The 26,141-nt window shown below is 35.4% G+C and carries 24 protein-coding genes; 10 read left to right on the top strand and 14 right to left on the bottom strand.

All coding sequences use genetic code 11. The features are described from left to right. Nucleotides 1–25 precede the first annotated feature (25 nt). Both ACTYBU_RS07440 and ACTYBU_RS07445 read right to left on the bottom strand, forming a co-directional pair. Entirely contained in the window at nt 26–1,240 is a 1,215-nt protein-coding gene (locus ACTYBU_RS07440; RefSeq protein ID WP_445488474.1) for an FtsW/RodA/SpoVE family cell cycle protein, read from the bottom strand. 310 nt (nt 1,241–1,550) lie between these two features. After that, on the bottom strand, nt 1,551–1,832 hold the full coding sequence (locus ACTYBU_RS07445) for a YlaN family protein (RefSeq protein WP_445488476.1): 282 nt from the start codon (nt 1,830–1,832) through the stop codon (nt 1,551–1,553). A 263-nt stretch (nt 1,833–2,095) separates the two neighbouring features. Here ACTYBU_RS07445 and ACTYBU_RS07450 point away from each other — a divergent pair, with 263 nt between their 5' ends. After that, nucleotides 2,096–2,590: a peptidyl-prolyl cis-trans isomerase gene (locus tag ACTYBU_RS07450; protein ID WP_445488477.1), complete on the top strand. Its 495-nt coding sequence runs from the start codon at nt 2,096–2,098 to the stop codon at nt 2,588–2,590. A 90-nt stretch (nt 2,591–2,680) separates the two neighbouring features. On the opposite strand, the gene ACTYBU_RS07455 is transcribed toward ACTYBU_RS07450, so the two are convergent. Then, entirely contained in the window at nt 2,681–4,009 is a 1,329-nt protein-coding gene (locus ACTYBU_RS07455; RefSeq protein ID WP_445488479.1) for a PhoH family protein, read from the bottom strand. A gap of 168 nt (nt 4,010–4,177) precedes the next feature. Here ACTYBU_RS07455 and ACTYBU_RS07460 point away from each other — a divergent pair, with 168 nt between their 5' ends. Continuing rightward, nucleotides 4,178–4,780 (top strand): YhcN/YlaJ family sporulation lipoprotein, encoded by a 603-nt coding sequence (locus tag ACTYBU_RS07460; protein ID WP_445488481.1) that lies wholly within the window; start codon nt 4,178–4,180, stop codon nt 4,778–4,780. Between the two features lie 77 nt (nt 4,781–4,857). Beyond that, the gene (locus tag ACTYBU_RS07465; protein WP_445488483.1) at nt 4,858–5,058 is read left to right on the top strand and encodes a YlaI family protein; all 201 of its coding nucleotides are present in this window, start codon (nt 4,858–4,860) and stop codon (nt 5,056–5,058) included. A gap of 840 nt (nt 5,059–5,898) precedes the next feature. Here ACTYBU_RS07465 and typA read toward each other — a convergent pair. Continuing rightward, nucleotides 5,899–7,731 carry a translational GTPase TypA gene (gene typA / locus ACTYBU_RS07470; protein ID WP_445488485.1) on the bottom strand — a complete coding sequence of 611 codons (1,833 nt, stop codon included), beginning with the start codon at nt 7,729–7,731 and terminating at the stop codon, nt 5,899–5,901. 188 nt (nt 7,732–7,919) lie between these two features. Here typA and ACTYBU_RS07475 point away from each other — a divergent pair, with 188 nt between their 5' ends. Beyond that, the gene (locus ACTYBU_RS07475) at nt 7,920–8,117 is read left to right on the top strand and encodes a hypothetical protein (RefSeq protein WP_445488486.1); all 198 of its coding nucleotides are present in this window, start codon (nt 7,920–7,922) and stop codon (nt 8,115–8,117) included. Nucleotides 8,118–8,526: 409 nt separating this feature from the next. On the opposite strand, the gene ACTYBU_RS07480 is transcribed toward ACTYBU_RS07475, so the two are convergent. Both ACTYBU_RS07480 and ACTYBU_RS07485 read right to left on the bottom strand, forming a co-directional pair. Then, nucleotides 8,527–9,327 (bottom strand): inositol monophosphatase family protein, encoded by an 801-nt coding sequence (locus tag ACTYBU_RS07480; protein WP_445488488.1) that lies wholly within the window; start codon nt 9,325–9,327, stop codon nt 8,527–8,529. A gap of 225 nt (nt 9,328–9,552) precedes the next feature. After that, nucleotides 9,553–9,747 carry a hypothetical protein gene (locus tag ACTYBU_RS07485; RefSeq protein WP_445488490.1) on the bottom strand — a complete coding sequence of 65 codons (195 nt, stop codon included), beginning with the start codon at nt 9,745–9,747 and terminating at the stop codon, nt 9,553–9,555. Between the two features lie 518 nt (nt 9,748–10,265). Here ACTYBU_RS07485 and ACTYBU_RS07490 point away from each other — a divergent pair. After that, nucleotides 10,266–10,898 carry a YktB family protein gene (locus ACTYBU_RS07490; RefSeq protein ID WP_445488492.1) on the top strand — a complete coding sequence of 211 codons (633 nt, stop codon included), beginning with the start codon at nt 10,266–10,268 and terminating at the stop codon, nt 10,896–10,898. Nucleotides 10,899–11,144: 246 nt separating this feature from the next. Here ACTYBU_RS07490 and ACTYBU_RS07495 read toward each other — a convergent pair whose 3' ends face one another. Next, nucleotides 11,145–11,417, bottom strand: coding sequence for a UPF0223 family protein (locus ACTYBU_RS07495; protein WP_445488494.1), 273 nt, complete (start codon nt 11,415–11,417; stop codon nt 11,145–11,147). 269 nt (nt 11,418–11,686) lie between these two features. Here ACTYBU_RS07495 and ACTYBU_RS07500 point away from each other — a divergent pair, with 269 nt between their 5' ends. Together ACTYBU_RS07500 and ACTYBU_RS07505 are read left to right on the top strand one after the other, a co-directional pair. Further along, nucleotides 11,687–13,156 carry an aminotransferase class I/II-fold pyridoxal phosphate-dependent enzyme gene (locus ACTYBU_RS07500; RefSeq protein ID WP_445488495.1) on the top strand — a complete coding sequence of 490 codons (1,470 nt, stop codon included), beginning with the start codon at nt 11,687–11,689 and terminating at the stop codon, nt 13,154–13,156. A 398-nt stretch (nt 13,157–13,554) separates the two neighbouring features. Then, nucleotides 13,555–13,899 (top strand): hypothetical protein, encoded by a 345-nt coding sequence (locus tag ACTYBU_RS07505; protein WP_445488497.1) that lies wholly within the window; start codon nt 13,555–13,557, stop codon nt 13,897–13,899. Between the two features lie 147 nt (nt 13,900–14,046). Here ACTYBU_RS07505 and ACTYBU_RS07510 read toward each other — a convergent pair whose 3' ends face one another. From ACTYBU_RS07510 to ACTYBU_RS07535, 6 genes are all read right to left on the bottom strand, one after another. Further along, complete coding sequence (locus ACTYBU_RS07510; protein WP_445488498.1) at nt 14,047–14,292, bottom strand: hypothetical protein; 246 nt, start codon at nt 14,290–14,292, stop codon at nt 14,047–14,049. A gap of 539 nt (nt 14,293–14,831) precedes the next feature. Then, complete coding sequence (lpdA, locus tag ACTYBU_RS07515) at nt 14,832–16,241, bottom strand: dihydrolipoyl dehydrogenase (RefSeq protein WP_445488500.1); 1,410 nt, start codon at nt 16,239–16,241, stop codon at nt 14,832–14,834. Between the two features lie 4 nt (nt 16,242–16,245). Beyond that, the gene (locus ACTYBU_RS07520) at nt 16,246–17,580 is read right to left on the bottom strand and encodes a dihydrolipoamide acetyltransferase family protein (RefSeq protein WP_445488502.1); all 1,335 of its coding nucleotides are present in this window, start codon (nt 17,578–17,580) and stop codon (nt 16,246–16,248) included. 73 nt (nt 17,581–17,653) lie between these two features. Then, nucleotides 17,654–18,631, bottom strand: coding sequence for an alpha-ketoacid dehydrogenase subunit beta (locus ACTYBU_RS07525; protein WP_445488504.1), 978 nt, complete (start codon nt 18,629–18,631; stop codon nt 17,654–17,656). Between the two features lie 3 nt (nt 18,632–18,634). Next, nucleotides 18,635–19,750 (bottom strand): pyruvate dehydrogenase (acetyl-transferring) E1 component subunit alpha, encoded by a 1,116-nt coding sequence (gene pdhA / locus ACTYBU_RS07530; protein WP_445488506.1) that lies wholly within the window; start codon nt 19,748–19,750, stop codon nt 18,635–18,637. A 724-nt stretch (nt 19,751–20,474) separates the two neighbouring features. Then, the gene (locus tag ACTYBU_RS07535) at nt 20,475–21,143 is read right to left on the bottom strand and encodes a YkyA family protein (protein ID WP_445488783.1); all 669 of its coding nucleotides are present in this window, start codon (nt 21,141–21,143) and stop codon (nt 20,475–20,477) included. Between the two features lie 343 nt (nt 21,144–21,486). Between ACTYBU_RS07535 and def the strand changes: the two genes are divergently transcribed. The 3 genes from def to rnjA all read left to right on the top strand — a co-directional run bounded on the left by def (nt 21,487) and on the right by rnjA (nt 25,303). After that, nucleotides 21,487–22,041, top strand: coding sequence for a peptide deformylase (gene def / locus ACTYBU_RS07540; RefSeq protein WP_445488508.1), 555 nt, complete (start codon nt 21,487–21,489; stop codon nt 22,039–22,041). A gap of 1,381 nt (nt 22,042–23,422) precedes the next feature. Next, entirely contained in the window at nt 23,423–23,635 is a 213-nt protein-coding gene (locus ACTYBU_RS07545; RefSeq protein ID WP_445488509.1) for a DNA-dependent RNA polymerase subunit epsilon, read from the top strand. Next, nucleotides 23,636–25,303 carry a ribonuclease J1 gene (gene rnjA, locus ACTYBU_RS07550; protein WP_445488511.1) on the top strand — a complete coding sequence of 556 codons (1,668 nt, stop codon included), beginning with the start codon at nt 23,636–23,638 and terminating at the stop codon, nt 25,301–25,303. It begins immediately after the preceding gene. Between the two features lie 54 nt (nt 25,304–25,357). Here rnjA and ACTYBU_RS07555 read toward each other — a convergent pair whose 3' ends face one another. Then, on the bottom strand, nt 25,358–26,017 hold the full coding sequence (locus ACTYBU_RS07555; RefSeq protein ID WP_445488512.1) for a potassium channel family protein: 660 nt from the start codon (nt 26,015–26,017) through the stop codon (nt 25,358–25,360). Nucleotides 26,018–26,141 lie beyond the last annotated feature (124 nt).

Consider the following 26,141-nt stretch of genomic DNA (forward strand, 5'->3'; position numbering starts at 1 on the left):
GACATCACAACCAAATGACAGACATCTAATATCTGTTTTGCAAAAATCTATTCTTTGGCTGTTCTGGTATTTCTGATGCTACTTTCTCCGCGCTGTTTTTATATACCTTTTCATATTTAACAAACATGGAAATATTGACCAACATCCCCATGCTGATGGCTAAAATTACAAGGGACGACCCTCCATAGCTGACAAACGGCAGGGGAACTCCTGTTAAAGGAATAACTCCTGAGACACCTCCAATATTAATAAATGATTGAATGCCGATCATGCTTGAAATCCCTATTGCCAGCAAGCTGCCAAACGAATCTTTACATCGCAAACCGATGTAAATCCCTCTTAATACAATATAGCTTAAACATCCAATAACAAAAACAACTCCATAAATTCCAAGTTCTTCTGCAATTACCGCCATGATAAAGTCGGTATGACCATCGGTTAAATAACCTAATTTTTGAATACCTTGTCCAAGCCCTACTCCTTTTAATCCTCCCCCTCCGATTGCAATCAGCGAGTTGCTCATTTGATATCCGGAAGCTGTTTCATGAGCAAAAGGAGAATCTAAAAACACAAAAATTCGATCCAGTTTTTTAGCTGAAAATATCTCTTTGCTGAAAATCAATAGAAAAGGAACCAATGTTGCAGCTCCAATAACTGCTAATCTTAATAGATTGCGAAGATTCATTCCAGAACAAATAATAACAGTTGATCCGATAAGGAAAATAATCGCTGCTGTTCCAAAATCAGGCTGAATAGCAACAAGCCCGCAAACAAACAGTAAATATACGATAGGTGGTGCTACTCCTTTGTTAAACTCATTAATATAAGACTGTTTTTTCGCATAAACCGCCGACAAATAAATAATAACTCCGAGCTTTACAAATTCTGCTGGCTGCAGACTAGAGCTTCCTATTTGGTACCAGCTTTGTGCATTTCCTGCAACATGTCCTAAAACAAATAATCCAAATAATCCAATTAACGACATAAACACCATTGGAACAAGCAGCCTGTTGCTAAGAAATGCTTTATATGGAAAAAGCGCTGCTATTATAAACACAAATCCCGCCACAATTAAATGGTATAACTGCTTTTTATAATAAAAATCACTGCTGTCATGTTCATAATATTGCACTGCACTTACCATACTGGCACTGTAAACCATAATTAATCCGAAAATAGATAATACTATCATCACAATAATTAAGGAATAATCATATGATTTTAAAATTTTTTTAAACATAAAACCGCTTCCCTTTTAATTTCTACGTTGCTTTATACATTCTCTATTGTTATGTAATTTCCTGCCAAACAAAAGAAGAAAAATAGGCTGCAGGCTGCCGACAAACGTTCGATTTCTTCGTTATTCGCCTTGCTCGGATGCTCATTTTCTAATACACTCTATAACATAGACTGTTCCTTCCTCTTTTCATGAAAAAACATTTCATCTCTTTATTATAGTCAATCTTCTTTTGTCTGTCTCTTCTAAACCGTTTTTTGCATTGCTACTAAAAAAAACTCAAACAAGACTGGCATTTGTTTGAGTTTACTTTTTATTTTCTTATAGAAGCTTCATGTAAAGCAGACAGCTCTTTTTCCAACTCGTCTAATATTTTTTTGCCAATAGTTTCTTCCACTAAACCAAGACGAATGGCAAAATCTATTTCTTTGGATAAGCCGAACATTTGCGTATCCAGAACTTCTTCATATAAAGGACATTGTGGCATTGTTAAATTTTCCATCTGTACTTTAATAAGCTTCAATATTTTGTTTGCATCTGCTTTTAATAATGCATTTGCTTTTTCTTTATGATTAATAATCATTTCAGAAGTCAACCTTATCCCCCCGTTTCCGAGCGATTATCCTTTCTATAAAGTTTAAACTCAACCTAGAAAAAATGCAAGAACAATAAATGAATAAGCTTTATTCGTTCTTACTTTCTGCTACACAAAAACAATGACAGGACAAATGCTTAAAGCTATACTAAATATATTCCAAGCTCTTTAAAGGAACAATTATTTTTATTTCGCAATCAAATGAAAGCGTTTCTTTTTTTCATTTGAACTATTTTAATCAACAAATGTTATAGGAGGAAAAAATGGAACCTATTATTCCAATAAAAGGCGCTGTTGCATTTCACATTACCATAGATCCAAGCGTTTGGATCTTTGATGCACGAAAAATAACCGAAAATCAACTATTTGCTTCATCACCAAACGAAGATGCCCTGGTGACTTATACAAAAGAAATCTCACGTCATTGGGACAAAGAAATAACAGAAGGAGCCGCAATCCCTCCGGTAAGAGCGAATAAAATAACAGATAAAAAAGAAGACTTGCTAAAAGGAACCTATTTTATGCCGCTTGCTCCTTTTATATCTCATGCTGAACCATTTCCCGATGCAGAAGAGATCATTATACATACAAAGAATGATGAAGTAGCTTTTCCTCTATTATTATTGGATGAAATATACTTATTGTTCTGCAGGCAAGGCAAAGCCATTCAAGAAGATGGACCAGTCCACTTATATGTACGCAATAAAGGAATAGAGCAAAGGCCAGTTAAATATATTCAAGGCATCCAAGTAAGGTAAATCCCACAGCGGGAGTTTTCTGCATTTATAAACATCATCTGCATTTAAATGCATATCTCCCACTGATATTTTTTTGCTGTAAATTAATTTTCAAAGAAGATCTGCAGCAAGCTGCGCCAAACCTGAACGTTCCCCTTTTACCAGTTTAACATGACCCGCAATTTGCTGATCTTTAAATCGTTCCACCACATAAGATAAACCATTATTAAATGCATCCAAGTAAGGATGATCAATTTGTTCAGGATCTCCCATCAATACAATTTTACTGCCGTCCCCAACCCTTGTTAAAATGGTCTTCACTTCATGCTTTGTTAAATTTTGCGCCTCGTCAATAATAATAAATTGATCCGGAATACTTCTCCCGCGGATATATGTTAATGCTTCAACCTCAATTGATCCCATCCCAGCAAGAATGGCTTCTAGTTCACCAGGTTTTTTTGTATTAAACAAAAATTCCAGATTATCAAATATTGGCTGCATCCATGGTCTCAATTTCTCTTCCTTCTCTCCTGGGAGAAACCCTAAATCCTTGCCCATAGGTACAATCGGCCTTGCAACTAACAACTTTTTATAATCTCCAAAATCTTCTGTTTGCATTAGTCCAGATGCTAATGCCAACAATGTTTTGCCAGTTCCGGCTTTTCCAATCAGCGTAACCAAAGGCAAATCTTTTTTTAAGAGTAATTCCATTGCCATCGTTTGTTGGACATTTCGCGGTCTAATTCCCCAAATATGTTCGTGGTCAAAGACAAGTTTTTTTACATACTTTCGAGATGAATCTACCATTCCTAATGCGGATGAGGAAGAGCCTAAAACATCTTTTAAAATTAAAAACTGATTAGGATAATACATTCCATTTCCTATTTCTGAAATAGCCAATTTCCCTTTTTCGTAAAATTTATTTAGTAAATCCAGCGTTACTTGTATATCTGCAAAGCCGGTATATAGATGATCATTTTCTACGACTCTATCGCTTAAAAAATCTTCTGATATTAACCCGATTGCATCTGCCTTTACACGGACCAATGTATCTTTACTGACTAAAATAACAGTTCGTCCATTTTCTTTTTTCTTTTCTTCTGTCGATAAATTTTTGGCAACTGCTAATATTCGATTGTCATTTGTTTTTTCCACAAATATTTCCTGCAGCTGATGAAAAGAACGATGGTTTAATTCGATTCTCAGTGTTCCACCATTTTCAAGCGGGATTTTATCATGTAATTTTCCTACTTCTCTTAGCTTATCAATTAATCTGGATATTTGTCTTGCGTTCCTCCCAATTTCATCCATATATCGTTTTTTACTGTCAACTTCTTCCAAAGCTACTGCTGGAATCACTACATCATTGTCTTCAAAGGAAAAAATGGAATAGGGATCTTGTAACAAGACATTCGTATCTAAAACGTATATTTTACTCAAACCGATGCCTCCTGCTTCAACGTCATATATTGCTTGCATTATCCGCTTAACGGAAAGAAACCTTGGTTAAATATATGTTTTACCGCATAAAGATAGAAGATATTTTGCACAATAAACAGAGGAAGTGTAAAAAAAGCGTGAAAAAGAACTATTTTTGGAGGTATCCATATGAAAAAAGCTGCCTTAACCCTGATTTTTATGCTGCTTCTTGTTGGGTGTGCCAACGTGAATAATCATAATGAGTCTCAATCTAATCGATCAGAACAGCATTTAATGAATGTTAAAAACACCAATATTACAGAAGTAGACCGAAAAACCGGACAAGATATCTCGGAAAGGCTTGTCTCCCTTGCAACAAGCATTCCAAATGTTAATGATGCAACAGCAATCGTACTTGGAAAATATGCCATTGTTGGAATTGATATAAAATCGAATCTTGATCGATCAGAAGTAGGATCCATTAAATATTCCGTTGCAGAAAGTTTAAAAAATGATCCAAATGGAGCTTATGCTATGATTGTAGCAGACCCCGATGTAACAGCAAGACTAAAAGAAATTTCAGAAGATATTAAGAACGGAAAACCAATTCAAGGAATCTTTAATGAACTGGCTGATATTACAGGCAGGTTGATGCCTGAGGTTCCTGCAGATATGATAAACCCAAATCCTAAAACGAATGTAAAAAATCCTGATGAAAAATTAAATCGTAAAGAAGAAAAAGATTTACAAAAAGATCAAAACGAACAATCCAATAATCGCTTGCGGGATTAAACTCGTTTTCTTTACGTAATTATATTATAATAGCCTATAATCAGTTTTGATATTTTTTTGATTAGAGGTGGCAAGAATTGAAAGTAAAATGTGTAATCTGCGATACAATTGAAGATATAGATGAAAACTCTTTTCAAGCAAAAAGACTTAGAAATCGGCCAATCCATACGTATATGTGTAAAAAATGCGATACAAGAATAACTGAAAATACACAAAAACGGGTAGACTCAGGCAATTTCGTCCTATACCGCAGCAAAATAACAGAAGAAGAATGGTGACAACAAGAAAAGCGGAAGCTCCTTGGTCAGCTTGCACCATACAAAAAGATGTTTGGCTATATAGATAAGTAGTTCAAATAACGTTTGAGAGAATCAAAAATTCACATTATTTTATCTTAGTAAAAATGCACCTCCAATTGAATGAATTGTGGCTAACAATTGGAGGTGCAGTTTATATCCAAGCATTTTTCATTACATTTAAAAATCTTGCTTCAACTAACCCCCACCTAGCTTCCTCGATTTCTCTGCATCTTGAGGTGGAGGTTTTAATGCCCGTTAAGAGTGGGATAAATATTCTGTTCCTTTTTCTTAAAGGTACCTACCAATAATAGAATAAGTCCAATGATACAAATAATTGGAAATAAATACTACATAATCAGTGCTGCCTAATTATTTTCAACAATAAATGCATATGTTAAACCTATTGAAAAAGATAAGAATGGTGCGATTGCTACCATAGTAGTGTTGTGATGCCCCATACAATATACTTCCTTTTTTTCGCTTGCCTTTCTTAATTGGTATGCTGTAGAAGAACCTAGTATTACAATCGCTATTGGAGGAGCGTAGCTACCGTTTTTGGGTAATGAGCACCGCAAAAAACGGGGGGTGACGAAGAGAGCGAACTTTTTTTAAGAGCCTGTAAACTTATACAAGTTCTTTTTTTCATCCCTTCTTTGCCCTACCCCTATCCACTAAATCCTTTATTCACTTATTCAATTGTTATAGCAACAAAAGCAAAAGACCAAATCACTATTCGATTTGGTCTAAAATTATGCTGTTTCTATTGTATCTTAACAAAAACTGAACTACTTAATATATGAAGCCAGCTTCTATTTTATCTTATTCTGCTAATTTTTTCTTTTTCGTTACACGTTCACGTTCTGATTTATTCAGAATTTTTTTGCGCAGACGAATGGACTCAGGAGTTACTTCACAATACTCATCTTCATTTAAGTATTCTAAAGATTCTTCCAATGTCATAATTCTTGGTTTCTTCATTGTTGCAGTTTGGTCTTTGTTTGCAGAGCGGATATTTGTTGCTTGTTTCACTTTTGTAATATTTACCGTAATGTCGTTTTCACGAGTATGTTCGCCGACAATCATTCCTTCGTAAATCTCTGTTCCTGCTTCAACAAAGATAATTCCGCGGTCTTCAACTTGCATAATGCCGTAGGTAGATGATTTCCCAGATTCCATACTTACTAGCACCCCTTGACGACGTCCGCCGACTTGACCAGAAGCCATTGGCTGGTAGCTGTCAAATGTATGGTTAATGATGCCATATCCGCGTGTTAATGTTAGGAATTCTGTTGTATAACCAATCAGTCCACGGGCTGGTACGTTAAAAATTAATCGTACTTGTCCATTTCCGTTATTGATCATATCCAGCATTTCCCCTTTACGAGCACCAATTGACTCCATAACAGAACCAGTATGTTCTTCTGGGACATCAATTTGTACACGTTCAACTGGTTCACTGCGAACACCATCAATTGTTTTAACGATAACTTCTGGTTTCGATACTTGCAGCTCATAACCTTCACGGCGCATGTTTTCAATTAGGATGGATAAATGAAGTTCACCGCGGCCAGATACTGTCCAAGCATCCGGTGAATCTGTATTTTCAACACGTAAGCTTACATCAGTTTCTAATTGTGCACGTAATCTTTCTTCAATTTTTCTTGAAGTTAAATACTTACCTTCTTTTCCTGCAAACGGACTGTTGTTTACTAAAAATGTCATTTGCAATGTTGGCTCATCAATACGAAGGACTGGAAGTGCATCTTGATGATCAAATGGACATACTGTTTCTCCAACGTTGATATCTTCCATTCCAGATACTGCAATTAAATCACCAGCGTATGCCTCTTCTATCTCTTGTCTTTTTAATCCAAAGAAACCGAAGATTTTTGTTACACGGAATTGTTTTACCGTTCCGTCAAGCTTCATTAATGCAACTTGCTGTCCAACTTTCATTGTTCCACGGAATACGCGGCCAATCCCAATTCTTCCAACATAATCATTGTAGTCCAGAAGTGCTACTTGGAATTGTAATGGTTCTTCACGGTTGTCAACTGGCGCAGGAATATGATCAACAACTGCATCATATAATGATTGCATGTTTTCATCTTGTTTTTCCGGATTCACACTTGCAGTACCATTAATTGCAGATGCATAAATAACAGGGAATTCTAATTGTTCTTCCGATGCATCTAATTCAATAAATAAATCAATTACTTCATCCACTACTTCTGCAGGACGTGCAAAGTCACGGTCAATTTTGTTCACAACAACAATCGGCGTTAACTTTTGCTCTAATGCCTTTTTCAGCACAAAACGAGTTTGTGGCATACAGCCTTCATATGCATCCACAACAAGCAATACTCCATCAACCATTTTCATGATACGTTCTACTTCTCCGCCAAAGTCAGCGTGTCCAGGTGTATCCAAAATGTTAATGCGCTTATCTTTATATTGAATCGCCGTATTTTTTGCTAAAATGGTAATACCGCGTTCTCTTTCTAGATCATTTGAATCCATTGCACGCTCTTCTACATGCTCATTTGTACGGAAAGTACCAGACTGTTTTAACAGCTGATCCACTAACGTTGTTTTCCCGTGGTCAACGTGGGCAATAATAGCAATATTACGAATATCTTCTCTAATTTTCAAAAATTTCACTCCTACCTAAATGGTCTATCTATTTTTCACTATTTTACACATTATAACTGAGTCATTATACCATATAATATAGTAGAAACCTAAAGTGTTTTTATTGTAAAATAAAAAAAGATGCATTGGAACCGTTATTTTTACCAACATCCGCTATTTTTTACCAATAAACGGAAAGGAAGCAATTTATGGAGAAAGAAATTGGCCCATTTTATTATTATATCATTTTTACTGTATCTTCTTTTCTGAGCACAGGAATATGCATTGTAGAGCGCAGCTATAGAGGAGCTGCTATTTTCTTTATTTTATTTTCAGCTACTCTTTTATTAGCCCTGCGAAAGAAACGAAAGCTAAGGAAAAAAGAACTGCTGCAAAAATCCCCTTGATTTAACAAAAACGAAAATGCCTTGATTTATTTGCGTACATATTGCCTTATTAACTACTCGCCAGCCTTTGACTAACTTGCATCTTTTAAATCTATTGAAACAACTGCAATCATATATTCCACACTTCGGAAGGGCTAGACAGAGTTAAGGCCCACTCTTCCATCAGGGGAATGCTTGCCTCCCTGATGGTTAGCTGCGGTTCACAGAACATGGCGATTTTCATTTGTATACCTCATTCTAACTTTCATAGTCAGCTTACTTTTATTAAGACTTAGTTTCATTCTTTGATACTGATCTACTACATTTGATGCTACCAATAAGTCCAGAAATTTCATTATTTCCTAGATGGCAAAAAAGCAATAGTAGGGAGCTGAACTAGCTCAACGCACTATTGCCTGAAAAAATATTTTTACCATTTACCATTATTTAAATATTTTTCCAATATTTCTTGATGCAGCCCTGGTTTACTAGCAAAAAATGAATTTTGTGTCAGCATATTTAACTTTTCATTTCGCAAAGAAGTTACCATTCCGCCAAGCTCTTCTATCATAATTTTTCCTGCAGCATAATCCCAAGGAGAAAGTCTCAAGGTAATATAGGCATCCATTCTACCAGATGCTATATAAGCAAGTTCTAAACATGCTGACCCAAATGACCTTGTCCCTCTCGCATCTCTAGCCAAAGGTGCAAGGATGGTTGGATCAATCCGCTTATTTTCTGTTACCCATGTTGAATTTAAACCAATTATTCCTTTTTCAACACTAGTTTCTTTTAAAGGCGCTAATGGAATATCATTCATATATACACCATTTCCTTTTATTACATGATAAAGTTCATCAGCCACTACATCATATATTAATCCTATTTTCCCCACACCGTCTTCATATATGCCAATTGAGATGGCAAAATCCCGCTGCATATGGACAAAATTCATCGTGCCGTCAATAGGATCAATAATCCACACGACTCCTTTTAAATCTTCCACAGCTTCCGATAATCCTTCTTCGCCTAAAATTCGATGATTTGGAAATGTTTGATTAATGTTTTTTATAAGAAAATCTTCTGTTGCTTTATCTATTTCTGTAACTAAATCATTTTTATTTGATTTTGTTTCTATCAAAAGCTCTTTTGAAAAAGATTGTTTAATTCTTTCTCCAGCTTCTTTAATCCATTCTTTTGCAATTGCATCCACTTCACGCCAATTAGTCATATTCCCCATCCTTAATTCGTTTTTTCTATGTAAGACTCCTGCCTGCCTTTTTATAAATTCTTCATTTATAGTTTAGCTTACTGTAATGATTATCATGCATCAAGTAATTTTTCTCCAACATTATCCATTATAGACAAGAAACTCACTATCAGATGAAAGTAAAAATCATAAATACTCCCGGCAAATTCCTGCCGATTGCATTTATGATTATCCACGATTATTACATTATAACGCTTTAAGTCTCAGAAGCTCCTGTCTAATTTTTTCAAGCTTTTGCTTACTTTCCTTTTTTTGCATTTCATTCTTTTCGTTCATAGCATCAAATAAAGTAGCCAACTCATAGTCCATTTCTAATCGAAGAACAGCTCTTTTTTCTCTTTCCACGTCTTTCGTCTTCGCTAAATTCATTAATTGTTTCACTGACAGTACACCCCTTCCATCGACTTATGTTTCTAATGATTTCTTTTATCATATGTTGAAATCACATTCCTTGCAACAAATATGTGTTATAACCTAAAAGTCCACTTTCATTTTATAAAGTGAACCTTTCCATCAGTGGGGTTTTCTTCCTCCCCACCTAGCTTCCTCCGAGTTCTCAGCATCTTGAGATGGAGGTCTTGCTGCCTTTTAATAGTGGGATAAAACTTCTATATATGGTAAACTATTGAACAACAAGCTTGAACATAAATTACTGCTTATTCACTGGTAAATCATAAAGATACCTCTTCGATGCCTAAATGGGAAAAAACAAGCTGAAAAGCGGCGGGTACAATTCATCTAACTCCCCCATGCAAAAGCAAACATACCTTCCTATGTATTAGGGTTAGATCGATAAAGGCAATGAGGAAAAAGCAAACTATTCATGGTTGCCTGCTTGTTCTGCTTGTTATTTTATACCCATTCTTACCATATATAAACTTACTAAAGGAGCTTAAATCATGCAGTTTGAAGGATTTAATTCACAAGATTTCAATACTTTTACCATAGATGGCCTCGATGAAAGAATGCGTGCAATACAAGAGCGGATACAGCCTAAATTTCAGGAAATCGGCCGAAAAGCTGCCGCCGATCTTTCTGTAAAATTAGGAAATGAAATATTTTTACATATAGCAAGACATGCACGAAGAACCGTGAATCCTCCTAAAGATACTTGGCTGGCGCTTGCAGCTAATAAACGGGGGTACAAACAGCATCCGCATTTTCAAATCGGATTATTTGATGATCATGTATTTATCTGGCTGGCTTATATTTATGAATTGCCGCATAAAAAAGAAATCGCAGAAACATTTTTAAAAAATATGCAAACATTGAAAACAACCATACCAAATGATTTCGTCATTTCCCTTGATCATATGAAAAAAGGAGCTGTCAGCTTAAAAGAGATAGATCTGGAAAATTCATTGGCTCGATTCAGAGATGTTAAAAAAGCCGAATTTTTAGTAGGGAGGCATATTGAGGCAGATGATGCTATTTTAGCGGATGGAAAAGCATTTATGCAGGTTGTTGAAAGTACATTCGACACGCTTCTTCCTCTCTATCAATTATCGATAAAACAATTGGAGCACTGTTAAAAGCTGCAGCGCACCTTAAGCTGTTGAAAAACATTTGTTCTTTTCGCAACTTCCCATTTATTGAGGTGCTCATCAGCAAAAAATCCGCACCTCAATGAGGGTCGTTCCGTTCCTTGATGGACGAATGGTTTTCATTCAGCCTGTAAATTCCTTTATATATTTTTTCGACACTCTTTATGAGATATAGTATTCTTAACCCAAACTTCACCACAGAATAAACAGAAGCATCAGGGAAGTCAATTGTAATTATGGCATTTTGATGATTGCATCTATTTCTGTCTCTTTAGCTTTTTTAATCGTTCTATAGGAAGAATAGCCACTGCTTTCCTCAAATTCGTCACAAACGTTTTTTTCTTGAGATTTACCAGGAACTATGACTTTAAAAAGTCGATAATGATCCATTAATACATTTCTTTTGATTCCTTTCTCATATGCTTGTTCAACACATTCAAAAAATTTAATAACAGCTACTATTTCTTCCGTTGTCCAATCGATATCAATCGGATATTGATATTCCATTTTAACACCCTTTTCTTAAAGCTTTAAATTATATACTTAATATTGTAGAGGATGAATCTTTTTATGTAAAACATGTTCTGGTTTTCTTTGCAAAATGAAATGTTTTCTCCTCAACAAGATAGGGTAAAATAATTCTTTCACAGATAGTAAAAACTAATTGTATGCAAAGAAAATAAAAAATGCTATAATTCATTTGTTTTATGGATTCATTATGTTAAATGGAGCAATGAAAAATAACTATTTAAAATATAAAGAGGTGTGTAAATAAATTGTCACAACACGAAACACCGTTATATCACGGTTTATTGGAGCATGCAAAAAAAGACCCTGTTCAATTCCATATTCCTGGACATAAAAAAGGAAATGGAATGGATCCAGAATTTCGAAATTTTATCGGGGAAAACGCCCTTTCAATCGATTTAATTAACATCGGACCACTTGATGATCTTCACCAGCCAAAAGGAATTATTAAGCAAGCGCAAATTTTGGCGGCAGAAGCATTCGGAGCAGATCATACATTTTTTTCTGTTCAAGGTACAAGTGGCGCCATTATGACGATGATTATGAGTGTTTGTGGACCAGGAGATAAAATTATAGTCCCAAGAAATGTGCATAAATCTATTATGTCTGCAATTATTTTTGCAGGTGCCATTCCTGTTTTTATACATCCTGAAATAGATAAAAATTTAGGTATTTCACATGGAATTACAATAGAGTCTGTACAGCATGCCTTAGAGCTGCATCCAGATGCAAAAGGTTTATTAGTTATTAATCCAACTTACTTTGGCATCTCTGCTGATTTAAAAAAGATTGTTGAACTTGCACATTCTTATGAGATTCCGGTGCTTGTTGACGAGGCGCACGGAGTTCACATCCATTTTCACGATGAATTGCCCTTATCTGCCATGCAGGCAGGCGCTGACATTGCTGCTACAAGCGTACATAAGCTTGGCGGCTCCATGACTCAAAGCTCTATTCTTAATGTAAGAGGGAAACTTGTAAATTATAAAAGAGTACAAACGATTCTTAGTATGCTGACAACAACTAGTACTTCCTATTTATTGCTTGCTTCACTAGATGTAGCTAGAAAGCGTTTAGCAACAGAAGGAAAACAACTGCTTGATAAAACCATTGTGCTTGCACAAAGCATTCGTCAACAAATTAATGAAATCGACCACTTATATTGTGTTGGCTCAGAAATAGTAGAATCACATATTGCTTGTGATTATGATCCAACAAAATTGATCATTTCCGTAAAGGATTTAGGATTATCTGGACATGATGCTGAAGAATGGCTGCGGAAAAATTATAATATTGAAGTGGAAATGTCTGATTTATATAATGTTTTATGTATTATTACACCTGGTGATACAGAAAAAGAAGCTGAAATTTTAATTCATGCATTACAAGAGCTTTCTAAACAATATTATAATCAAGGCGGAAAAGTGGAAGCGAAAGTCATGCTGCCAAAGATTCCTGTATTAGCATTAACGCCAAGAGATGCCTTTTATTCAGAAACAGAATTGATCGATTTTAATGATTCTGTCGGAAGAGTAATCGCTGAATTTATCATGGTATATCCACCAGGCATCCCTATCTTTATTCCTGGTGAAATCATCACAGAAGATAATTTGCAATATATAAAAAGAAATATGGAAGCTGGATTACCTGTACAAGGACCAGAAGATTATGATTTCAAAAAGCTTCGGGTCATTAAAGAACATCGCGCCATTCGATAAGGAACTCAAGCACCCAGAAACACCCTTGCTCATTGACGCAGGGGCTTGAATCATTTCAAATAGTTCGAAACTGCGGACAGACTGCCTAATAAAGAAAACTCCCTTCAGTGGGGGTTTTTCCTCATCCCCCACTGATGGTTAGTTGCACTTATCGGACCTTTATGGGCAGTTCCCCCCCACCTAGCTTTCTCGATTTCTCGGCATCCCCGAGGTGGGGGTCTTACTGCCCGTTAAGAGTGGGATAAAGTTAATTCATTCGTTAGGTAGTTCTTCCCTATGTTTTAATCATTTTCACACTAACTTTAAAGGGCTGTGCAGCAAGGAAGTTTAACGATAATGCATAGCCTTTTGTTCTTTCATTAATAAAGTGCCTTAATTATTTGATTGGAGTTTTTTCAATGAAGAAAGTATTTATAATTGCTGTGATAAGTCTTATTATTAGTTTTATTTCTCCATTTTTATTTAAACAATATATAGAAAAAAAACCACTAGATCAAAAAAACACATTAGTGTTTGGTGGTCCTATCCCTTTCGCTGAGCAAAAAGTAGCTTTGCCACAGGATGATTATCAATATCCAGCAGTAATTCGCTTTCAATCTCCTTTAAAACAAGAGACAATCTTTCATCCAATCCCTTTGTTATTTACATTTATTTGCATTTTCGTCTTTCTTTTTGCGGTATCTACTATTGTTGCAAGTTATTTTACGAAGATTCCAAAAAAGAAGAAGCGTAAAATAGAATAGTCCATTTTTCACAATAGAAAAAGATTTATCTACCTAAAAAATAAGTATAGGCATGACCAATACAAGTCTTCCTAATAATCGAGTAAAAATAGATGATTTTGGAAAGTCTAGCTATTGAGACATGCCTAATTTGATTGCAGTTTCGTTTTATGTGTACGTCATTATATTCATAATCATTTGAAAAGAACCATAGATGGCAAGACTAACAAAGGTAGCAAACATCGTTTTCCTTGGTGATTTTATAATATAATTGCCAACCGTTACAGCTAAATATAAAAAGACTCCAAACATTAAAATTTTATATATAACTAAATCATGCTTTGACAGCCATTCAATAACGGAATATCCGCTCCATAAAATTAACTGTAAAAGAATTGCCGTATAAATCTTCAAGGAACTTCACCACCTTTTAAACTTAGCATTGCACCTTTTTTCTACCGCAAGAAGATATATAATATAGTATATGACGAACAACCTTTTAATATTTTTGCCTTTTAAAAAAGGTCGGTCTTTAACAAACGCTTTCAATTCTAAAAATACAATAATTTGTAAAATAATTGATTATCCTACTAATACCCAAATTAGTCTACCATTAATCCTGTTTCAAGACTCAAGGATAATTCCATAAAGTCCTCCTTCCATCAGTAGGGGTTTTGATGGTTAGTTGCACTATCGGATCTTTACTGGCAGTTATCCCCCACCTAGCTTCCTCGATTTCTCTGCATCTTGAGGTGGGGGTTTTACTCCCGTTAAGAGTGGGATAAACAGCTCATATAAGACTAAAATCTGCACTCACTCGAAAAAATACCCTCACGGATTAAGCGGCTCAGCCTACGACCTTAAAAGGCTTTAAAAATACAAATTCTAAACACCTCTTTATTCTTTTTCCAACAATAAAAAACCCACTAATATTAGTGGGTTTTTCAACTACATTATTTAATGATGTGAATTGGGCTTCCGATTGCAACTTCAGCTGCTTCCATTGTAATCTCTCCAAGTGTTGGATGAGCATGGATTGTCATAGCTAAATCTTCTGCTGTCATTCCTGATTCAATTGCTAAACCTAACTCAGCAATCATATCAGATGCACTAGGGCCCGCAATTTGTGCTCCTATTACAAGACCATCTTCTTTACGAGTTATTAGCTTCATAAAGCCTTCTGCTTGGTTAAGGGCTAATGCACGGCCATTCGCAGCAAATGGGAATTTAGAAGCAATGATTTCAATTCCAGCTTCTTTTGCTGATTTTTCTGTATGACCAACTGTAGCTAATTCCGGTTCAGAGAATACAACTGCAGGAATTCCAAGATAATCAATTTCTGCAGGATGTCCAGCGATTGCTTCTGCAGCAATTTTGCCTTCATATGAAGCTTTATGTGCAAGCGGCGGTCCTTCAATAATGTCGCCAATCGCATAAATATTGCTTACAGATGTTCTGCATTGTTTATCTGTTTTAATAAGTCCGCGTTCAGCTAATTCAACGCCAACTTGTTCTAGACCTAATTCGTCTGTATTTGGTTTTCTACCAACCATTACGAATACATAATCAGCTTCAATTTTTTCTTCTTTGCCTTTTGCTTCATATGTTACAACAACACCAGTGTCAGACTCTTCTACACCTTTAGCCATAGCTTTCGTAATAATATCTGCGCCTTTTTTCTTTAAGTTACGTTTAACCAATGCAGACATTTGCTTTTCAAATCCACCAAGGATTTCGTCAGCACCTTCTAAGATTGTAACTTGTGTTCCGAAGCTAGCATAAGCACCACCTAATTCAGTACCTACATAACCTCCGCCAATTACAACGATTTTCCCTGGAATTTCTTGTAATGCAAGAGCACCAGTAGAATCAAGAACACGTTTTGAATATTTAAATGCTGGAATTTCAATTGGAGTAGATCCAGTTGCAATAATAGCATTTTTAAATGTATACGTTTGAGAGGATTTTTCATCCATAACTTTTAAAGTGTTTGCATCGACAAAATACGCTTCGCCTTTTACAATATCCACTTTATTCCCTTTTAAAAGTCCTTCAACTCCGCCAGTAAGCTTTTTAACAACTCCAGCTTTCCAAGCTTGAACTTTTGAAAAGTCCACTTTTACATTTTCCGCTGTAATTCCAATGTCATCAGAATGTTTAGCTGTTTCATAGCGATGTCCAGCAGCAATTAATGCTTTAGAAGGAATACATCCAACATTTAAGCAAACTCCGCCAAGAACGTTTTTTTCTACAATGGTTACTTTTTGTCCTAATTGAGCTGCACGAATAGCTGCAACATATCCACCAGGACCTGCACCAATGACTATAGTATCTGTTTCAATAGGAAAATCTCCAACTACCATGTTTTTACGCCTCCATTAACAATAGTTCTGGATCGTTCAATAAACGTTTAATATGATTCATTGCATTTTGAGCTGTAGCTCCATCAATCATTCTGTGGTCAAAGCTTAAAGAAAGTGCCAGTACAGGTGCAGCAACAATTTCTCCGTCTTTAACGATTGCTTTTTCAGCAATGCGGCCAATTCCTAAAATAGCCACTTCAGGATGGTTGATTACAGGAGTAAACCATTGTCCACCAGCAGATCCAATGTTTGAAATTGTGCAAGAAGCACCTTTCATTTCAGCTGGAGCCAATTTTCCATCTCTAGCTTTTACTGCAAGTTCGTTGATTTCATTTGAAATATTAAAGATGCCTTTACGATCAGCATTTTTAACAACAGGAACTAATAGTCCTTTTTCAGTATCAGCAGCAATTCCGATGTTGTAATAATGTTTATGAACGATTTCACTAGCAGCATCATCAAGAGATGTATTTAGTGCTGGGAATTCTTTTAACGCGCTTGTTAATGCTTTAACGACATATGGCAAGAAAGTTAATTTGATTCCTTTTGCAGCTGCAACCTCTTTGAATTTTTTACGATGTGAAACTAATTTGGATACTTCTACTTCATCCATTAATGTTACGTGTGGAGCAGTATGTTTAGAGTTAACCATTGCTTTAGCAATAGCTTTTCTGATTCCGCTCATTTTCTCGCGAGTTTCTGGGAAGTCTCCTTCTGGAATTGAAACTGCTGCTGGTGCTTCCGGTGCAGGAGCTGCAGTTTCAGCAGGAGCCGCTTCCGGTGCAGGAGCTGCTGCTTTTGCACCACCGCTTAAGAATGCATCAATATCTTCTTTTGTAATTCTTCCATTTTTGCCTGATCCTGAAACAGTGCGAATTTCCACTCCTTTTTCACGAGCATATTTGCGTACGGATGGCATCGCAATTATTCTTTTGTTTGGATCTACTTCAACAGCTTCAGCAGCTGGTGCTTCAACTGGTTCTTTGCTTACATCTTGACCAGCTTCAGCACTTGATTGAACTTGCGCTTCTGTTTTTGCATCCGCTTTTGGAGCTTCTTCTCCATCACCGTGATCACCTTTAAATTGAAGGTTTTCATATCCAGGAGCATCAAATGTAATTAACACATCGCCAACTACCGCTACAGTTCCTTCATCTACAAGTACTTCTTCTACAGTACCCTCAACTGGAGATGGGATTTCTACTACTGCTTTATCGTTTTGTACTTCACAAAGTACATCATCTTCTTGAACCTTATCGCCTGGTTTTACAAACCATTTTACAATTTCGCCTTCGTGAATTCCTTCACCGATATCCGGCAATCTAAATTGAAAAGCCAATGTAATTCAACCTCCTACAGTTATTACGATTTTGTTATCGAATTTTTCATGTTATCCAAAAATACAAGACATATTAGAAAGTTAAAACTTTTTTAGCTGTTTCAATAATATCTTTAAAGTTTGGAAGCCATACTGTTTCCGCTTGAGTGAATGCAAATACTGTATCAGGTGCAGCAACACGAAGCACTGGCGCTTCTAAGCTAAGAATCGCACGATCATTGATTTCAGCTACAACATTAGCTGCAATACCAGCTTGTTTTTGGGCTTCTTGAACAACAACCGCTCTTCCTGTTTTTTCAACAGATGCAATAATTGCCTCGATATCAAGTGGGCTGATTGTTCGTAAATCAACTACCTCTACAGAAAAACCTTCTTTTTCCAACTCTTCAGCAGCTTTAATGGATTCTTGAACCATTGCTCCGTAGGTAATAATAGATAAGTCGTTTCCTTCACGTTTTACATCCGCTTTTCCTAAAGGAATTGTGTACTCTTCTTCTGGTACATCTTGACGGAAAGAACGATACAATTTCATATGCTCTAAGAAGATAACTGGATCGTTATCGCGAATAGCGGAAATCAATAATCCTTTTGCATCATAAGGTGTAGATGGAATAACAACTTTTAAACCAGGTTGTTGTGCCATTAATCCTTCTAAGCTGTCCGCATGAAGTTCTGGCGTATGAACTCCACCGCCAAATGGGGAGCGAATTGTAACAGGTGAATTATAACGTCCTCCTGAACGATAGCGCATACGTGCCATTTGACCAGAAATACTATCCATTACTTCATAAACGAATCCAAAGAATTGAATTTCAGGTACTGGACGGAAGCCTTGTAAACCAAGACCAACAGCTAAACCACCAATTCCAGATTCAGCTAATGGAGTATCAAATACACGGTCTTCACCGAATTCAGTTTGCAGACCTTCTGTCGCACGGAATACACCGCCGTTTACACCAACGTCTTCCCCGAATACTAATACGTTCGGATCGTTACGTAGTTCTGTGCGTAACGCATCAGTGATTGCTTGAATCATTGTCATTTGCGCCATGGCTTACTTCGACTCCTTTGCAGCATAAATTTCATATTGTTCTTTTAAGTTCGCTGGTAGCTCTTCATACATGATATTCATTAAATCTGTAACTTTTTGTTTTGGAGCATCGTCAGCAAGTTTGATTGCTTCTTTAATTTCATCTTTCGCACGTTCAATTACTTCATTTTCTTTTTCTTCATTCCAAATGCCTTTATTTTCAAGGAATTTACGGAAACGCACTAATGGGTCTTTCTTTTCCCATTCGCTGTCAAGATCTGCTGTACGGTAGCGAGTTGGGTCATCCCCAGCCATTGTATGTGGACCATAACGGTAAGTTAATGTTTCAATTAATGTAGGTCCTTCGCCGTTTACTGCTCTTTCACGCGCTTCACGAGTAGCAACATAAACTGCTAATGGATCCATACCGTCTACTTGAATTCCAGGAATACCTGCAGCAACTGCTTTTTGTGCAATTGTTTTTGCAGCAGATTGTTTTTCAACAGGTGTAGAAATAGCAAAACGGTTGTTTTGAACGATAAAAATTGCAGGAGCTTTAAATGCACCAGCAAAGTTAATTCCTTCATAGAAATCCCCTTGAGAAGCACCACCATCACCTGTATAAGTAATAGCAACTGCTTGTGCACCACGTTTTTTCATTCCTAAAGCAACACCAGCTGTTTGAACATATTGTGCACCAATAATAATCTGTGGTGAAATAACGTTTACTCCTTCTGGCATTTTGTTTCCTAAGAAATGTCCGCGAGAGAATAAAAATGCTTGATGCAGCGGAAGTCCATGCCAGATTAACTGAGGAACATCACGATATCCTGGAAGAATAAAATCTTCTTTTTCCAACGCAAATTGTGAAGCCAATTGTGAAGCTTCTTGACCTGCTGTTGGTGCATAGAACCCTAGGCGACCTTGTCTGTTTAAAGAGATCGAACGTTGATCAAGAATACGTGTATATACCATGCGAGTCATAAGCTCTTGTAATTGCTCATCACTTAGGTCAGGCATTGCAGATTCATTAACAACTTCGCCCTCTTCATTTAAAATCTGAAGTGTTTGGAATTGATTTTCCACTTGTTCAAGCTGTGCTTTCACATCTAACTGTGCCTTCTTTGTTTTAGAAGCCATTTAAGCCACCCTTTCCTTTCTTTTTAAAAGACTAATTCCATCTCTAACTTAAAATTATTGTGTCGTGTCATACTAACCAAGCAATAGAGAACGCTTTCTCAATCCTCTTAACCACTTAAATCAATATAATTTAACCATACCTATACAGTTTTCCACAAAAGTTGCTAGAAAAAACGTCTTATAAATAATTCGGTATCCGTATATTCTGTATCAATAAACCAATATAAATTATTAATACAACTTTTAATACATGTATAAGTTTAATATAGATAATTATTATCCGTCAATCTTAAAGTACTATGTTTTTTTCGTTAAATTTCTTGTTTTATTTTTCCTATTTTGCTATCTGTACTAATAATTAATCCGCATCTGTATTATACAGTTGTTACTATTGTTAACTGTGTTATAATAAAAATAATCATTTGAATTTTTTTACATATCATGTCGAATGCTGTTATATCGGGATTTTCACCCTATTCCATATTATGTACCCGCTAGAATATGTTATTTCTCGCGAACAAATAGGCTTCATTTATATCCTCCCTGTTTAATAATTCTCTTTCAAAAAATGAAACAAAATACGTTAAAATTTTACAAGCAAAAAAAAGGCACTCTATTAGAGTCTGACACAAGAAAATTAAGACTAGAGGAAGCATCTGTCTTTTTCCTTTCTCCACTTCATACTTTACAGTGTCGATTCTATTTGAATACCTGCTTTATTTCATTATTTTTTATTTTTGTCTTGAACCTTAATTTCTATCCCTGCCTCTTTATAGAAATCTATTTTTAAGTTATTGTATTCCTTTGTAATTGCGTTAAATTCTTTATTATTTTGAAGTACCTTCTCATATATTTCATTTATTTTTTTGATTTGTGCTTCTAATTCATCTATATTCAACTCTTTATTTTTAAACATTTTGTATAATTGTTCATCATCCTGAAGGCCTGTTGAATAATTTTTATACAGCTCCTCGTGGATTTCATATCGGGTCATCATTTTTTTATAGAGTTCGTTTGCTTTTGTTTTTAATTGCTTATCTTTTAAATCTTCTATATCTACCTTAACTGTTTCAAAAGTCTCTTTTGATTTTTTTATACTTTCTACTTCATTTTCCATATATTCTTTTCTTTTTTGAATAGAAGCAAGTGCTTGATTCGAAAGCTTCGTAATCTCATCCATTTTATCTAAATCAAGAGAAACAATTTGCGTATATAATACTTGCTCCTTTTTCTCTAAAGCTACTAATGGCTCTTGCTGCTGCTCAAATTCTTTTTCAGCAGAAACTACTTTTTCTAGTTTTTTATAAATTTTTTCACTAGGGGTTTGAAAATTAAAACAGCCTGATAAAAACATGGTTAACATCATCATCCCAAAGACTGGAATCACTTTCACTTTTTTCAACCTTTCTCCTCCTCACTCTCTATCCAACTATATATATTCTATTGTATTTTTACAAATACATTTCATTACACTGATTTATTTACTCACTAAAAATGCTGAGAGAATTCCTTGCAGGTTTTATTCAAACCAGCCAAATAAAATCTCCTTTCTCTTTCTATCAACTGCTGTTCAATTTCTTATTTCAATTTATGAACTTGTCCTCTTTTATATTACTTATTCTAGCAATTGTCGTTTATTTTCTATAAAAATACTTGCGACTTTTTTCATTAACTTTTTAGCATTTGTCTGTTAGACTTAAACTGTATGGAATGTTTGTATAAAGGAAGTGATAAGTTTGTTAACGATGAAGGATATTATTCGTGACGGACACCCCACATTAAGAAAAATAGCGGAAGAAGTATCTCTTCCAGCAAGTGAAGAAGATAAAAAAACGCTTGAAAGCATGATGGAATTTCTCATTAACAGCCAAAATCCCGAAACAGCAGAGAAATATGGACTTCGAGGAGGAGTTGGCCTAGCTGCTCCACAAATAAATGTTTCCAAAAGAATGATTGCTGTTCATGTAAAAGATGAAACTGGAAAACAATATAGCTACAGTCTATTTAATCCGAAGATTATCAGCCATTCTGTAGAAAAATCGTATTTAACATCTGGAGAGGGTTGTTTGTCTGTTGACGAGTCAATTCCAGGTTTCGTTCCCCGCTACGCAAGAATTGCTATTAAAGGAACAGATTTGCAAAATAACGAAGTAAAACTGCGACTTAAAGGATTGCCAGCCATTGTTTTTCAACATGAAATTGACCATTTGAACGGCGTTATGTTTTATGACCATATCAATCAACAATTTCCTTTAAACCCTATAGAAGACGCTATAGCGATTGAAAGATAAAATCCCTAAGAAAATAGATAGTAAACACTCTTGTCTGCGGATGAACGGAAACAAAGCTAGACAAATAACCACGCTATTTTGGTATTTGTTTAGCTTATCCCCGCCTATTTTCTTTCTTCTAAATTTTCCCATGATAATTTTTTCTATTTTTTCATATACTAATTATATAAAATATTCCATTAGCAGCATAGATTATGAACAGTATTTTATTATCTATACACTTTAAGCAAAGACAGCATAGACTCTAACAATTATTCCTTTATTCTTTCGAGATGAATCACAGCATACTATTCTATAAAGGCATCCGATTTGATAATAAAGCTGTTATTTCGTTGGTTTAATTTTCATTTATCCACTCGTTAAATCATCCATTTTATTATTGTGAATAAACTATTTTTGGACAAATTATGTGATTATTTAAGGGAGAACTCTTTACATTGGACAAGAATGGTTTAAAATATAAGTAAGGAGATGATCCACTATGTTGAAAAAGCTAAGAAAAAAGCTCTTAAAACAGTGGAAAGACTTATTAAGAAAAAAAACAATTGCCTAAACATTTCGGAAGTTATCCATTAAGGTCAGGCCCCACATGCCACCATGAAGATAATAATGAATGATAGAGTTCATTATTATTATTGTATTTGTGGCTGGGGGTCCGACCTTTTGTTTTTAATATAAAAGCGATTACTTTCACCTATACTTCTCTTTGCATCCAAATAGAATATAGGTTTATTATTGTAAAATACATATTCCCTATTTGAGATATCCACAATGCTCCCATCTTTTCTTGAGAGCGTCTTATAAGGCATGTGGGAAGTACAAGAGCCCTTGGCTATCGACAAAAAAGCGGGGTTCTACTGTATGAGAATCATACAAACAAGTGTACCATGCAAAAATAAAGGCAACACAAATAGCGTTATCGAGTTAGTGCTTGACTTATCCTAGTCGAGATGAGGAGTTCTTTAAAATCGATAGGTCGCTGTACGGCTTAATGAGCGGTTACAGGAAAATCGTCTAAATACGTAAATACAAAACATCCGATTGACTTACATCCTTCGGCCATGAAGCAAAGCAGGCACTAGGACATTCTGTACGTCAGAGCTAAAGAGAGTTATCTGTCTAAAGATATTTTCTGATATTATAATGATAAAGTTACTAAATAATTTACTTGCCACCAGCCTCCTTGTTATGGATTGTTGGCAAATTGTCCATCTTAATAAAGAACTCTGTGAATGGGATCTAAACGAGCACTCTCCTTAACAACGACAATAATTTTTGATTCTATTTTTATCCTTGTTTTGCTATTAAAAGAAAAAACATGAAAAACATGTTAACTTTTTATATAATATAATTAGATAATACTATTAAGGAGCGATTTTTTATGATTTTTAAAGTATATTACCAAGTTTCAAAAATGGAAGTGCCTGTAAGAGAAAAAACAAAAACGATTTATGTAGAAGGCATTTCGGAAAGAGATGTTAGAACCAAATTAGGAGATAAACCTTATAATATTGAATTTGTAACAAAAGTTGACGGTGCATTTTTAGAATATGAACAATTAAATGAAGACTTTACAGTATTGGAGATTGAATAAATGAAATTTGTAAAAAACGATCAAACAGCTGTATTTGCTCTAGGAGGTCTAGGGGAAATCGGTAAGAACACATATGGTGTTCAGTTTCAGGATGAAATTATTCTTATTGATGCAGGGATAAAATTTCCAGAAGACGAGCTTTTAGGAATTGATTATGTTATTCCAGATTATAGTTTTCTTGTGAAGAACGTAGACAAAATTAAAGGCTTATTTATCACACATGGTCACGAAGATCATATTGGTGGTATTCCTTATCTTCTCAGACAAGTAAATATCCCCATTTACGGCGGAAAGCTTGCTCTTGCATTAGTTAGGAATAAATTAGAAGAACATGGACTATTAAGACAAACAACATTGCATGAAATACAGGAAGAGGATATTATTAAGTTCCGCAAAACTTCAGTCTCCTTTTTCCGAACTACACATAGTATTCCGGACTCTTACGGGATTGTTGTAAAAACACCGCCTGGACAAATTGTTCACACTGGTGATTTTAAATTTGACTTCACCCCTGTTGGAGAGCCTGCAAACTTAACGAAAATGGCAGAAATAGGTAAAGAGGGCGTCCTTTGTCTTTTATCAGACAGTACTAACAGTGAAGTGCCGAACTTTACAATATCTGAAAGACTGGTAGGCGACAGCATTCAAGATATTTTTAGAAAAGCAGATGGCAGACTCATATTTGCTACTTTCGCATCTAATATTTATCGATTACAGCAAGTAACAGATGCTGCTGTAGCACACGGAAGAAAAGTTGCAGTATTTGGACGAAGCATGGAAGCTGCAATCAACATTGGGTTGGAATTAGGTTTTATACAAGCACCTAAAGAAACGTTTATTGAACCACAGCAAATTAATCGCCTGCCGGCAAATCAAGTAACAATTCTTTGTACAGGTAGCCAAGGAGAGCCTATGGCAGCTATGTCACGTATAGCCAATGGAACACACCGTCAAATTCAAATTATTCCTGGCGATACGGTTATATTCTCTTCATCCCCAATTCCAGGAAACACGATTAGTGTAAATAGAACCATCAATATGCTTTATCGTGCAGGGGCAGAAGTTATCCATGGACCATTAAATAATATTCATACATCTGGACATGGTGGACAACAGGAACAAAAATTAATGCTTCGTTTAATGAAGCCAAAATTCTTTATGCCAATCCACGGGGAGTTCCGAATGCAAAAAATGCATTCACAGCTTGCTATTGATTGCGGTGTAAAAGAAGAAGACTGCTTTATTATGGATAACGGAGAAGTTCTTGCTCTTTCCAATGATACGGCACATGTAGCCGGCAAGATTCCTTCTGGCAATGTTTATATAGATGGAAGCGGAATTGGAGATATTGGAAATATTGTATTGCGCGACCGCCGCATCCTTTCAGAAGAAGGCTTAGTTGTTGTTGTTGTCAGCATCAACATGAAAGATTTTAAAATTGCAGCAGGTCCTGATCTTATTTCAAGAGGATTTGTTTATATGCGTGAATCAGGTGATTTAATAAATGATGCCCAAAGCCTGATTAATAAGCATTTAAATAAAGTAATGGAACGCAAAACAACACAATGGTCTGAAATTAAAAATGAAATTATCGAGACACTGTCACCTTTCTTATATGAAAAAACAAAACGCAGACCGATGATACTTCCAATTATTATGGAAGTATAACAAAAAGAAAAACACAATCTGAAAGCACGCAGCTGCGTGCTTTTTTCCTTTCATTCACATCATCACTTTTTTCTCAAAACGGTTAATATCAGAATCTGCTCCAATTACTATTAATACATCCTTTTCTTTGATTGGCTCAGAAGCCTGTGGAGAAACAATAATTTCGTTATCTCTTTTAATAGCAACAATGGTAATTCCGTATCTTGCTCGGATATCTAAATCAAGCATTGTAAATCCATCTAATTTATTGCTTGCTTTTATTTCTACAATACTATGTTCATCTGATAGCTCCAAATAGTCTAACACATTATTAGAAACAATATTATGGGCAATTCTAATCCCCATATCTCTCTCTGGATGTACAATAGAATCTGCTCCAATTTTTTTTAACACTTTTTCATGATAGTCATTTTGGGCTTTAACCGTTATATTGCTCACACCTAGCTCTTTTAAGATAAGTGTGGTAAGAATACTTGCTTGTATATCCTCTCCTATTGCTACAATAACATGTTCAAAGTTTCGAATACCCAAGCTTTTTAAAACATTTTCATCAACAGAATTGCCCATAACAGCATGGGAAACAATATTTGCATATTCATTTATTCTTTCTTCGTTTTTATCAATTGCCATTACTTCCATACCAAGTTCGACTAATTCTCGGCAAATGCTGCCGCCAAATCTTCCTAAACCAATTACTGCAAATTCTTTCTTCAAAAGTAAAATCCTCCATACAATCGTTCGCTTAGTATATGTACTTTTTGTTTAAAGATACTTTTTAATAGTAACATATTCCCTTCATCCTAGAGAACTGTTTACTATTGCTTATCTCCAAGAATGA

This window comes from Niallia sp. 03133 (assembly GCF_052663225.1).